We start from the raw sequence: 12,449 nt of genomic DNA, 5'->3' as shown, positions 1-12,449 counted from the left end.
GTGGGCGCGTCATAAGACGGGATGTATCTCTCGTGAGAATCCCCAGAGGAATTGCCGCCAACGTCCGCCATGGGCGTCAGGCTACGTCACCTCCAATGATCGATGAACCCCGCTCCAATTAAACTTTGGCCACGAGGTGCCCACCCACCCAGTCAGCGGCGTATCCTTGCCCCCCTCACCTTTCCGCCCCTCCACGAACAGAATCTCATTCTGGGAAATCGCGCCCGAGAAAGGGCCGCCCACCGGCCCGTCCGGCGCCCCTTGGCCAAACGTATCTTCCCTATTGAACTGGGAAGATATCCCCGCATGGGGGGATCGACTTCACGTATCGCACTATTTGCCGCCGTCGTCATATCGCTCGCCGGCTGCAGCCAGGCCGCGAGATCACAGCCGACGGATGCGACCACCGGCTCACCCGACGCCACAGCCACGGCCACGGCCGGCCCGAGAGCGCTGGAGTCCGAATTCGAGCAGGTCATCAGAACGGTACTGCCGTCCATCGTCCAGATCACCACAGAGAACGGCCTCGGCTCGGGCATCGTCTACGACAACGCCGGTCACATCGTCACCAATGCTCACCTGGTCGGCCAGGCCAAGCAGTTCCAGGTGACCCTCGCCACCGGCGGCGCCGCCCGGACGGCCAAGCTCGTCGGCTCCTTCTCCATCGGCGACCTGGCCGTGATCAAGGTGGATGATCCGGCCGGGCTCAACCCCGCCACGTTCGGCGACTCCAGCAAGCTACGGGTCGGCCAGATCGTGATGGCCATGGGCAACCCCCTGGGGCTGTCCGGCAGCGTCACCGAGGGCATCGTCTCCGCGCTGGGCCGTACGGTCGAGGAGCCCTCGGCGGACGAGTCGGCCTCCGCGACGATCACCGGCGCCATCCAGACCTCGGCCGCCATCAACCCGGGAAACAGCGGCGGCGCCCTGGTCAACCTCTCGGGCGAGGTCATCGGCATCCCGACCCTGACCGCCGTCAACCCCGAACTGGGCGGGGGTGCGGCGCCGGGCATCGGGTTCGCGATCCCCTCCAACACCGCCACCGACATCGCCGCGCAGATCATCAAGTACGGCAAAGTCGTCAACACCCGCCGGGCCGCCCTCGGCGTCACCGTGCAGACGGTGATCAGCACCGACGGCCGGCCCGTGGGCGCCGGCGTCGCACGGGTGACGCCGGGCGGCGGCGCCGACCAGGCGGGCGTCAAGGCCGGTGACGTGATCCTCTCGGTCAACGGCACCCCGACCCCGACGACGCAGGATCTGTCGGAGGTTCTGGGCACCCTCAAACCCGGAGACCAGGCCAAGGTCGAAGTCCTGCACCCCGGCGGCTCCACCGAGACCCTCGCCGTGCGGCTGGGGGAGCTTCCCACCGGCTGACCGGCGCGATCAACCAGGGTCTGTTCGGTGAAGATCCACAAACCAGACCCTAGTCGCGACCGAGGATCGACCGGCGCTCGGACGCGAAGGGCACCCTCGTGGCCAGGGCCCGCCAGCCGATGACGATCACCTCACCGATCAGGCTGATCCCGATGGACAGCTGGATGGGCTGACCCTCCCGGTGCGCTCCGAGGAAACCGGCGAGGAGGCCGATCCCGGCGTTCGCCGCGACCGAGACGATCCAGACGAGGAAGGTCCATCCGGTGTAGCGCTGCCAGAGCACACCCTCTCGGACGAACAGCCGCACGGTCGTTCCCCGGAGCGCGCCGAAGGCCAGCCCCACGGCACCCCCGACAACAGTCCAGAGAATTTCGACGTGCTCGGCCTTGGTCAGGCCGTAGATCCCGATCCCCAGCAGCACGACGGGCGGCACGAACAGATCACGCGCGTTCAGCGGCTCTCCGATCAGCCGCTTGATGATCACACCGACGACCAGCACGGCGACGATCACGATCAGCATCCAGGAGCTCATGACACCTCGTTTTGTAGCACGATCATGCCAAATCAATTTAGCACGAGCATGCTACAAATGAGCCATGCCGAAGATTGTGGATCCGGAAACCCGACGGCAGGAGGTGGCCGAGGCGGTGTTCCGCGTCATCAGCCGGGAGGGGGTCGAGCAGGCGTCACTGGCGAACGTCGCCGCCGAGGCAGGCCTGGCCATCGGCTCGATCCGGCACTACTTCGCCAGCCACGGCGACCTGATGACCTTCGCCATGCGGGCCATGGCGGATCGGCTGTTCCAGCGGATCCTCGGCCACGTCGACAGGCTGGCCGCCGAGACGGACCGGCGCGCGGTGGCGGAGGACCTCCTGGCCGAGTTCCTCCCCCTCGACGAGGCTCGCCGCCAGGAAAGCACGGTCTGGCTCGCCTTCACCACCTCCGCCCGCACCCGCCCGGAGCTGCGCCCCTACGCGCGCGAGCTGTATGACGGCATGCGGAAGATCGTCCTACGCGTCCTGACCAGGGCCCGGGACATGGGGCGTCTCGCCGAAGGGCTCGACCTCGACCTGGAGACCGAACGGCTGTGCGCGCTGATCGACGGCCTGACCGTGAACGCCATACTGACGCCCGAGCGGACGGATCCCGCCACCATGCTCCGGGTGCTCCGGTGCCATCTCGACGGCATCAGCCTCGCGGCAGGGCGTTGACCTGGTGGACACGGCCGCGTCATCCGCTGCTTCAGACGTGGCCGACGGATCACCTGGCGGTGAAGACGATCTCGACGCGCCGGTTCCTGGCCCGGTTCTCCTCGACCGGCCTGCCGTCGATGACGTTGGGCACCCTCGGCCGCCTCTCACCGAGGCCGGTGGCCTGGAAGGTCACGTTCCGCCCGGCCAGCGCCCTCTCCAGCGCCTTCTGTACGGCCTGCGCCCGCCGCAGGGAGAGCCTGTCGTTGTAGGCGTCGGCCCCCTGGTCGTCGGTGTGTCCCACGATCTTGACCAGGCCCCCGGCCGACTCGGCCATGACCTTGCCGGCGACCTTCCGCAGCCGCGTCGTCGCCCTGGCGGCGAGCGTGGCGCTGTCGAGGGCGAACAGCACGTCGCTGGTGAGCGCCACGGTGACCGTCTCCCCCTGCTTCGACTCGCTCTCGCTGCCGTCCAGGGACTCGACCTCGGCCAGGATGTCCTCGACCGGGAGGATCAGGTCCTCCACCGCGCCGATGGCGTCGCCCGGAGGATCCGGCTCCGCCCAGGCCACCGGCCCGGCCCCCGCGACAAGGCCGGTGACCAGCGCCACGGCGACCAGGCCGCGGCGCGTCCGTTCAGGAGATCGGAACATCGGTGAACACCCCGAGAACCGGCATCTCGACGTTGATCCTCCGCACGTCCGGCGGCGGTGCCGCGTAGGTCGCGTACAGCGGGAGGACCTCTCCGGGCTCGGTTCTGACGTCGTACTCCGAGCACACGCACCTGACCCTGGAGAGGCCCTCGCCGGTGCGGGCGACCCGGTAGCGCTTGGCGTTCACGGGGTCGACGAGGCTCACCCCGCCCACCGTCAGGCCGATGCCGGCGGGCGTGTCGCCCATGTTGCTGCTCATGTCCCAGGCGGTGTCGCCCTTGTTGGTGACGGTCCAGCTGAGCGTGATCAGCCGTCCCTGCCGCCGCAGACCGGTGATGTCCACGGTCAGGTCGGCCCCACCGGCCTTGACGTCGCGGGTCGCGATCACCTTTCCCTGCTGCGGCGGCGCGCTCGCGTCCGGCCCCGTCCCCGGTCCCGGCTCCGGCCCGGCCTCTGTTTCCGGTCCCGGCTCCGTCTCCGTTTTGTTCGAAGATTTGTCCGAGGACGGGGCGGAGTCAGCCTGCCGCGCCACCTGCTGGGACTGGCGTTCCTGCCCGCCGCCGCCCTGCAACTGGCCGGGCAGCACACCGCATCCCGTCAGCACGACCGCCAGTCCGGGCGCGGCCACGGCCAGTGCGATCTTCCTTCGCATCCTGTGTCACCTCTGCATGTCGGGGGTCCAGAGCCAGGCATGAATCTAGAGAGGCGACCTTCACAATCCCTATAGTCCGCTATAACCGCAGGCCACGGCGGCGACGAGCCTCTTGGGCGAGCTGCTCCGCCTCGGCCAGGCCACGCCGGTCGCCGAGAGCGTCGAACTCTGCCAGAACATCATCGACAGCGACAATCGCCTCATCGATCTCATCGAGGTCGAGGCTCGCACCGGCCATGACCGTCAACGCGCGGGCGACCCCGCGGCGGTCGCCATACTCCTCGCAGATCGACAGTGCCTGCGCCCCCGCCGCCCGCGCGGCCTCCGGCACGCCCTCGGCCCGCGCCACCGCGGCCAGGAGCAGCAGGCTTGAGGCCTCGGGCAGCCGGTCACCCAGCCGCCGGTCGATGCGGAGCCCGCGTTCGGCGCAGTCACGGGCCTCGGCCGGGCGCCTCCGGGCCAGGTGAATCCGAGCCAGCTCGCGCAGGGCCGCCGCCTCCCCCCGGGGATCACCCAGCTCCCGGTAGACGTCGAAGCTGGTCACCAGTAGGTTCTCGGCCTGCCGTACCGAGCCCAGCGCGCGCAGCACGTCCGCCCGGCCCCGCGCGTCACCGGCCGACTCGAACGCGGCCAGGCATTCGGACAGGCACCGCTCCGCCTCGGCGAAGCGCTCCTGGTCGAGAAGGACCAGCCCGAGCCGATGGCGCGCACGCGCCTCCTCGGGCCCGTCGCCCAGATCCCGGAAGTGCGACAGGGCCGCCTGGAGCACGCGTGCGGCGTCGTCCAGGCGGCCTTCGATCCGGTGCAGGTCGGCCAGCGCCCGCAGCAGCAGCGCCTCGCCGTGGCGATGGCCGGCCAGCCGTGCGGCCTCCAGCCCGATCCGGTTCGTCGCGTGCCAGTCCTCGTGGTGCGCGCGCAGCTCGAAGAACGGCGTCAGGTAGAACGCCAGCCGCCAGGCAGCCTCGGCCAGCCCGGCGCGGTGGAAGTCCGTGACGGCGGCGACCAGGAACCCTCTTTCCGCGGCGAGCCATCGGGCCGACTCGCGCAGGTGGGTCGTCTCCATGGCCAGGCTCCGCTCCGCCGTGCGGGCGAGGGTGCGACCCGTCCCGGGCTCGGCCGGCAGCAGCAGGGCGCGGGCTCGCCGGACCCGTTCCAGGACCTCGCGCGCGACGACGGCGAGCACCCGCGCCGCCGTGCCCTCCTCTTCGACGAGGCGCTCGGCGGCGTACAGCCGGGTCAGATCGTGCCAGCCGTAGCGCTCCTGACCCGCGTCGTCCAGCCCGCGCGCCTGCAGCAGACCTGCCCCGGTCAGCTCCTCCAGGGATCGCTCCACCCGCAGGCCCCCGAACACCGCGGCCGCGGCCCACGGCGCGACGTCCGGCGCGGAGAACGCACCGAGACGGCGCAGCATCCGCTGCTCCTCCTCGGCCAGGCCGCGATAGCCGAGGCCGAGGCTGCCTCGCACGGCCAGGTCCCCCGCGGCCAGTTCGTCTAGCCGCCCGCGTTCGTCGCCCAGCCGTCCGGCCAGGTGTTCCAGCGTCCAGCCGGGCCTGCGCGCCAGGCGGGACCCCACGATCCGCAGTGCCAGCGGGAGGCCGCCGCACAGCGCGGCGATCCGCAGCGCGGCCTGCGGCTCGGCGCGCACGCGCCGCTCCCCCGCCACCTTCGCCAGCATCTCCACCGACTCGGCGGTGTCGAGCACGCCGAGCTCGAAGGCGCGGGCGGCCTCCAGCCCGTACAGCGGGGACCTGCTGGTCACCAACGTCAAGGATCCCGGGCCCGTCGGCAGCAGCGGCCGTACCTGGGATTCGTCGACGGCGTCGTCCAGCACCACCAGCAGCCGCCGGGTGGCCGCCATGCTGCGGTAGAGCCGCACCCTGTCCTCGAAACCGGCGGGCACGGCCCCTTCGGGACAGCCGAGCGAGCGCAGCAGATCCTCCAGCACCGCGCCCGCGCCGACCGGGCGGTCTCCCGCGCGCAGTGCGGCGTAGAGGCGGCCGTCGGGAAACCCCGGGCCCAGCCGCGTGGCGGAGTGCACGGCCACGGCGGTCTTCCCCGAGCCGGCCGGGCCGTGCAGCACCAGATGCACGGGGGCGCCGTCCGCGGCGGGCGCCTCCCGCGCGATCCGCTCCAGCAGTCGCGTGCGGCCGGTGAAGTCGGCGATGTCGGGCGGCGTCTCGTGCGGGACCGCGCCGCTTTCACGCCACTGCCCGTTCAGCACCTTGTCATGGGCCTGCCGCAGTTCGGGACCGGGCTCCAGGCCCAGCTCGTCCACCAGCGTGCGGCGGGCGTCCTGGTAGGCCGCCAGCGCCTCGGACCGCCTGCCCGCCCGGTGCAGGGCGAGCATCAATCGCCCCCAGGCGCGTTCCCTGAGAGGGTAGGCGGCGACGAGCGCGCGAAGCTCTCCGATGACCTCGCCGTGTCGTCCGAGTTCCAGGTCGAGGTCGATCCGCTCCTCGGTCACGCTCAGCCGCATCTCCTCCAGGCGTACGGCCTGCGTCCGCCGCAGTTCCCCGGATTCGACGTCGGCCAGCGCCGGTCCGCGCCACAGCCCCAGCGCGCCGCGCAGGTCGTCCGCGGCCTCGGCCGTCCTCCCCGCGTCACGGGCCCGGCGGGCACGTTCCACCATGCGCTCGAACCGGTGCGCGTCCACCTGGCCGGGTTCGATCGCGATCAGGTAGCCGCCGGGAGCCGTGCGAATGGTCTCGGCTCCGACCACGCGGCGCAGCGCGCTCACATAGACCCTCAGCACCGGCTCGGCGGAGGGCGGCGGATCCTCACCCCACACCACCGCGATCAACCGGTCGAGCGTCACGACGTGGCCCGCGTGCATCAGCAGGGCGGCCAGGAGAGCACGGTGTTTGGCCGGGCCCGGCACCAGAAGCCGTTCGCCGTCACGGATCTGGAGCGTCCCCAGCACCCCGAACCACACGGGGCCTACCCTTCCACCGGGCGCACGTCGAACGAGCCGAACCGGACCTGGACCGCCACGCCGGTATCCGGCGCCGCGTGCACACCGGTCTGCCCGGGGTCGTAGGGGTCGCCATCGGTGGCCTCACCGGCGAAGCTCTCGTTGACCCACATCCGCAGAGCGACCCCCCGCCCGTCGGGGCGGCATTCGGCGACGATCCTGTTATTCGCAGATTTTTTGATATTTGCGTTTTTAGTGGGTCCGTACAGCGCGGCGGCCTTCTGCCCGGACCGCCGTTTGGTGATGGAGACCGTCCCTACGCCACTGACCACGAACTCGTAGCGGTCACCGCTGCCCGAGTCGCCCCGGCACCACACGCCGAACTCCCCCGATCCGGCGGTCAGGCGCGCCGAACTGCTGATGACCACCCCGTTCTCCGGCTCTCCCGGGGCGGGCGCCGACTTCCACAGGCGCCAGCCCGGGTTCACGGTCAGGCGGTAGGACCCACCGGAGACCTCCGCGCTTCCGGCCTCGGTGGAGTCCACCGACCAATGGTGATCCGGACCGCTGAAGTCGGCGTGGAAGGGCCACCCCCCGGTGGGTCGTGCCGCGGCCCACCACGTCACCGCCCCTGCCGCCACCACCGTGACGGTCAGCCCGGCGAGCAGCGCCGTACGCCACCCGCGCCGTACGCCCTGTCCGCCCAGTCCGCGCCGTCCGCCCCTGGCGCCTGGGCTCCGGACGGGCACGGCCGCGTCCGGGCCGCTCTGGGCTTGTTCGCCCGGAGACCCACCGCTCCGGGCCCGCTCGCCCGTGTCCGCGGATCCACCGACCTGGGAGGCCTCCGGGAGCCGGTCGGTCCAGGTCTTCTCGACCACCTGGGTGGCCGTCGCCGGTGTCATGTCCTGGCCGCCGAAAAGCTCACCGAGCAGTTCCGGGGCGCTCGGGCGCCTGGCCGGGTCCTTGGCCATGGCCCGCTCGATGAGGCCGCGCATGCGCTCGTCCAGGCCGTGAAGGTTCGGCCCCTCATTGACGATCCGGTAGAGGACCTCCGCGGGCGCCCCGCCGCCGAACGGCAGCCGCCCGGTCCCCGCGAACGCGATCACTCCACCCCAGGCGTAGATGTCGGCCGCCGGTGTCAGGGGCTCTCCGCGGATCTGCTCGGGCGCCATGAACGCGGGCGTTCCCAGGATCGCCTGGCTCACCAGGCTGTCCCCGTCGACCGGCTGCGCGATCCCGAAGTCGATCACGCGCGGACCGAGCGACGAGAGCAGGACGTTCGACGGCTTGAGATCCCGGTGGATCACTCCGGCTCCGTGGATCGCGTTCAGCGCGACCGCGATCCCGACCGCCAGGGCCTCCAGGTTGGACCCGGTCATCGGCCCCTGTTCCCGTACGGCATGCGCCAGGTCGGGCCCCTTGACGAACTCGGTGACGAGGTAGGGCACGTCCCCGTCGATGCCGGCGTCCAGCACGGGGGCCGTACAGAATCCGGCCACTCGGCGGGCCGCGGCGACCTCCCGATCGAATCGCCGCCGAAAGGCCGGGTCGCGCGCCAGCTCGGGATTGATCACCTTCACCGCGGCCAGGCCACCGGCCGGAGTGGTGGCGAGATGCACGGTCCCCATGCCACCCCGCCCGAGCACGCGCCGGAGCAGATAGCCGCCGATCATCTGCGACTCGCCTGCCACGACCCCTTCTGAAGGATTCATCGGGGTTAGCGTAGCTTCGCGGCGTAAGTGACGCAGTGAGGGTTTCTCGCCCACGACAAGGGCCGGTCCCTCCGTGAGCCGGTCACCTGGGTTCCCTCTGGAAGCGGATCGGGCGGGGCGGCCGGTCACCGGCCCGGGCAGATGTCGCGGTACGGCGTACCCGGCAGGTATGCGTTCCAGTCCTTCTCCGGCAGGGTCTCGCCGACGCGGGCGCAGACGGCGGCGACCGCCTGGCCGGGGTCGATCACATGCTCGGCGAGCGCGCCGGTCTCGTCGACGGTGAACAGCCGCGAACCGTCGGCGTCGAAGGCCAGCGACGCGATGCGAGCGGGATGGGCGACGATCGGCTGCCCCAGGCGCAGCCCCGAGCGCGCGTCCCAGAGCATCACCTTCTGGTTGTCCATGACGGCGGCGACCACATCGCCGCGCGGCGAGTAGGCCACCTTGAAGACCCCGGTCGTGCCCGCGCGGAGCTGCGCCCCCTGCCTGCGCCGCGTGGCCGTGTTCCAGATCGAGAGCCGTCCCGCGTAGATGTCGCTGCCGGGGCCGATGGCGGCGCCGACGGCGATGCGGGAGCCGTCCTTGCTGAACGCCAGGCCGGCCACCCGGACGTTCAGCGTCGGCGCGCCGTAGGGATCGCCGACGGCCTTGCCCGTGGCGACGTCCACCAGCCTGTTCGCACCGCCGGCGACCGCGAGGAACTTCCCGTCGGGGCTGAAGGCGAGGTCGCTCACGCCGCCCTGGCCGAGCTCCCAGCGCTTCCTGCCGCCCGGCAGTTCCCACAACTGGATGGCGCCGTCCGGGTTCCCGCCGACAGGGTCGTTCAGGGCGACGGCGAGCGTCCCGCCGCCCGGGCCGAACGCCATCGCCTGCATCTCGCGCTGTCCCTTGTGCGAGACGGCGGCGACCCGCTTGAGGGACGAGGTGTCCCAGATCCCGATCTTGACGCCGTTCGGGGTGTTGGTCTCGGTGCTGACGGCGAGCCTCCGGCCGTCGGGGGTGAAGGCCAGGTGGACGAAGGCGACGTCCCTGCCGATGTCCAGGGCGCCGGCCGGCCGGCGGCGCCGTACGTCCCAGAGCGTGACCTGGCGGGCCTCCTCGGGGCGGCTGGCGAGCAGGCGGCCGTCGGGGCTGAGCGCCACCTCGCCGCCCACCCCCTTCAGCCGGGCGGGCTCGAGCAGGGCGCCGAGATCGAGGGTGACGACCGTGCCCTCGTCGAGATAGCGGACCACGCGCCCGTCCGGGTCGAACGCGAGCGACGGCGTCACCGTGTCGATCTTGTGGACCAGGACGGGGACAAGGTCGCAGTCCGACCAGATCTTGATGGTGCCGCGGCTGTAGGACGCCAGGTGCCGCCCGTCAGGGCTGAAGAGCAGGCTGCCCTGACTGCCGTCGGTGAGCTCGTCACAGACGTCCTCACCGGTACGGGCATCCTTGATCATGATGCTCGCGCCCCGGGCGACCGCGACGAGCTTGCCGTCGGGGCTGTAGGCGAGGTCGTTGAAGGAAGTGAACAGGCCCTTGCCGAAGGAGGCCTCCTTCCGGCCGGCGAGGTCCCAGGACTGGATGTCCTGGGCCGGGCTGTAGCCGACCACGCGCCGCCCGTCCGGTGAGGTGTCGAACGCGGCGACGGGCGACCGCTTCTTCTCACCGGTCGTGAGGTTCCAGATCACCCGCTTCTCGCCGTCGTCCGTGAGACCCATGCCGCCCAGGACGAGCACGTCCTCGGCCTGCCCGAACGCCACGGCGGGAGTCACCCGCCCGTATTCCGGGGAGCGCAGGTTCAGGCTCGCCCCCTTCTTGCCGGTCTTCACATCCCAGATCCCCACCTCCCAGCCGCTGATCACGGCCAGGGTCCGCCCGCTGGGGCTGAGCGCGGCGCCGCGCACGTCCTTGCCGATCCCGGTGAAGCCGCCGATCCTCCTGCCGGTCCGCACGTTCCAGACCCGCACGGCGTTCTCCCCGATGCTGACCAGCGTGCGGCTGTCGCGGCTGAGCACCCTGACCGTCTGCTCGGCCGTCGCCGGATCATGGAAGACCGCTGCCTCCCGCTGGGCCACCGAGCCGCTCAGCGCCGCCTTGGCCTCCGGAACCTCCGCGATCCGCCAGGACGCCACGCTGAGCAGCATCGCCTTCACCGGATCGGTGACCCGCAGGGAGTCGGCGAGTGCCGCGACACGCTGGGCCTCCGCCCTGTTGCTCTGGTCCTTGATCGTCGCGCTGCGCTCGTCGGCGATCCAGCTCTGCCGTACGGCGAGCGCCCCCGCGGCCAGGGCGACCACCAGCAGCCCGGCCAGCGCGACGACCAGCGTGCGGCTCCGCCGGGCCCGGCGGCGGGTGAGGGCCGCCCCCTCGTCGAGGAAGTCGCGTTCGGCCGGGCTGAGCGTGATGTTGCGCCGCTCCGTGGCGGCCCAGCGCAGGGCGGCCTCCAGGGTGCTTCCGTGGAACAGGTCCGCGTCCCTGCGCCCTCGGGTCTCCCAGCGCCGCGCGGCGGTCCAGATCTCCCGGTGCGCGGCCAGGCCCTCCCGGTTGGCCCCCACCCAGGAGCGCAGCCGGGGCCAGGCGTGCGGCAGCGCGGCCCTGGTCAGCCAGACTTCCCGGTCGTCTCCCGAGACCAGATAGGAGAAAACCTCCAGCACCCGCCGAGCCGCCTGCGGGAGCTCCGCCCGCTGTGCCCGCCGTACCCGCAGCTCCCCGTCCTCGTCGACGGTGACCAGCCGCAGGAAAACCTCCGGGACCAGCTCCCGTTCGGCCGGGTCGAGCATCGCGTAGGCCTCCTCGGCGAGCGTGCCCAGCGCCGGATCGTCGGAGCTCACCTGGATCCGGCCGGCCTCCCGGCTGCCCTCGGCGAGCAGCTTGACCGTGTCCAGCCGGCCGTCACCGCTGACCAGGGCGAGCAGCAGCTGTCTCGCGGTCGGCCTGTCCTGCGGCTCCTTGGCCAGCGCGGCGGCCACCAGAGCATGCATCGAGGCGGGCAGCCGGGTCAGGTCGGGCTCCGCCGACAGCACCCGGTGCATCACCCCGCCCAGGCTCTCCGCCTTGAAGGGGTCCTCCCCCGTCGCGGCGAACAGCATGATGCCGCCCCAGGCGAACACATCCGCCGGCGTTCCGGCCCGCTGCCCGGTGAACACCTCCGGCGCCATGTATGTCGGTGTTCCCGTCACCAGCCCGGTCGCGGTCAGCGACATGTCCAACGTGCGGGCCACCCCGAAGTCGATCACCCGGGGACCGTCCGGGCCGATCAGCACGTTGTCCGGTTTCATGTCCCGGTGGATCACCCCGGCGTCGTGGATCGCGGTCAGCGCCGTGGCGATCGCCGTACCCAGCCGGTGCAGGTCGTTGCCGGTGAACCTGCGGCCGTCCATGACGGCCTTGCGCAGGCTCACCCCCTCGACGTATTCGCTGACGATGTACGGCCGGTCCCCCTCCAGCTCGGCGGTGATCACGCTCGCGGTGCAGAACGACGCCACCCGCTGCGCCGCCGTCGCCTCCCGGCCGAACCGCTCCCGCAGCTCCGGGTCGCTCGCCGTGTCGCCGTGCAGCACCTTGATCGCCACCCGGCGGCCGTCTTCCCCGTAGGCCTCGTAGACGACCCCTTGGCCGCCCGCGCCCAGCCTGCCCGCCAGCCAGTAGCTCCCCAGCCGTTGCGGATCCCCGTCGATCAGCCCTGTCGCCATCCCGCCGCCCCGTCTTGCGTGATCTTCTCCCTACGTTGGATGCGCGATCCGGCGGCAAAGTTGTGACTTACAAAGACATCCAGGCCATACGGCACGCCGCCCAGGACCGGCATGCCCGGCCTCGATCGCCTGCGTCGCCATGGCGAACCGGCTACCGCTTTACACCTGCGATCCTGCGGACTTCAAAGGCCTGGATCATCTCCTCACCGTGGTCCCGGTGACCCGCCCCAGGATCGGGCCTTCCTCGTGAACCACCTGCCCGCACCGGCGCTCACGGC

8 protein-coding genes are annotated in these 12,449 nt (G+C 71.5%); 2 read left to right on the top strand and 6 right to left on the bottom strand.

The window, feature by feature from the left end; all coding sequences use genetic code 11:
• Window positions 1-306: 306 nt before the first annotated feature.
• On the top strand, window positions 307-1,377 hold the full coding sequence (locus tag ACFY2X_RS25710) for a S1C family serine protease (protein WP_389942091.1): 1,071 nt from the start codon (window positions 307-309) through the stop codon (window positions 1,375-1,377).
• Window positions 1,378-1,426: 49 nt separating this feature from the next.
• Here ACFY2X_RS25710 and ACFY2X_RS25705 read toward each other — a convergent pair whose 3' ends face one another.
• A complete protein-coding gene (locus ACFY2X_RS25705; RefSeq protein WP_389942088.1) occupies window positions 1,427-1,909 on the bottom strand; it encodes a hypothetical protein in 483 nt (160 codons plus the stop codon).
• Between the two features lie 64 nt (window positions 1,910-1,973).
• Here ACFY2X_RS25705 and ACFY2X_RS25700 point away from each other — a divergent pair, with 64 nt between their 5' ends.
• Window positions 1,974-2,588, top strand: a complete 615-nt coding sequence (locus ACFY2X_RS25700; protein WP_389942085.1) for a TetR/AcrR family transcriptional regulator — start codon at window positions 1,974-1,976, stop codon at window positions 2,586-2,588.
• Between the two features lie 49 nt (window positions 2,589-2,637).
• Here the strand turns inward: ACFY2X_RS25700 and ACFY2X_RS25695 are convergent, their stop codons facing one another.
• The 5 genes from ACFY2X_RS25695 to ACFY2X_RS25675 all read right to left on the bottom strand — a co-directional run bounded on the left by ACFY2X_RS25695 (window position 2,638) and on the right by ACFY2X_RS25675 (window position 12,171).
• Entirely contained in the window at window positions 2,638-3,219 is a 582-nt protein-coding gene (locus ACFY2X_RS25695) for an OmpA family protein (RefSeq protein WP_389942082.1), read from the bottom strand.
• Window positions 3,203-3,871: a hypothetical protein gene (locus ACFY2X_RS25690; RefSeq protein WP_389942079.1), complete on the bottom strand. Its 669-nt coding sequence runs from the start codon at window positions 3,869-3,871 to the stop codon at window positions 3,203-3,205. Before ACFY2X_RS25690 ends, ACFY2X_RS25695 begins: the two co-directional genes overlap by 17 nt.
• Before the next feature lie 79 nt (window positions 3,872-3,950).
• Window positions 3,951-6,803, bottom strand: coding sequence for a BTAD domain-containing putative transcriptional regulator (locus tag ACFY2X_RS25685; RefSeq protein WP_389942076.1), 2,853 nt, complete (start codon window positions 6,801-6,803; stop codon window positions 3,951-3,953).
• A 5-nt stretch (window positions 6,804-6,808) separates the two neighbouring features.
• Complete coding sequence (locus ACFY2X_RS25680; RefSeq protein WP_389942073.1) at window positions 6,809-8,494, bottom strand: serine/threonine-protein kinase; 1,686 nt, start codon at window positions 8,492-8,494, stop codon at window positions 6,809-6,811.
• Window positions 8,495-8,619: 125 nt separating this feature from the next.
• Window positions 8,620-12,171: a protein kinase gene (locus ACFY2X_RS25675; RefSeq protein WP_389942070.1), complete on the bottom strand. Its 3,552-nt coding sequence runs from the start codon at window positions 12,169-12,171 to the stop codon at window positions 8,620-8,622.
• Between the last annotated feature and the right edge of the window lie 278 nt (window positions 12,172-12,449).

The organism is Streptosporangium sp. NPDC000396, from assembly GCF_042898655.1.
Taxonomy (GTDB): Bacteria; Actinomycetota; Actinomycetes; order Streptosporangiales; family Streptosporangiaceae; genus Streptosporangium.
Note: the sequence above shows the minus strand (reverse complement) of the source record. Positions and strands in the feature narration are given on the sequence as shown.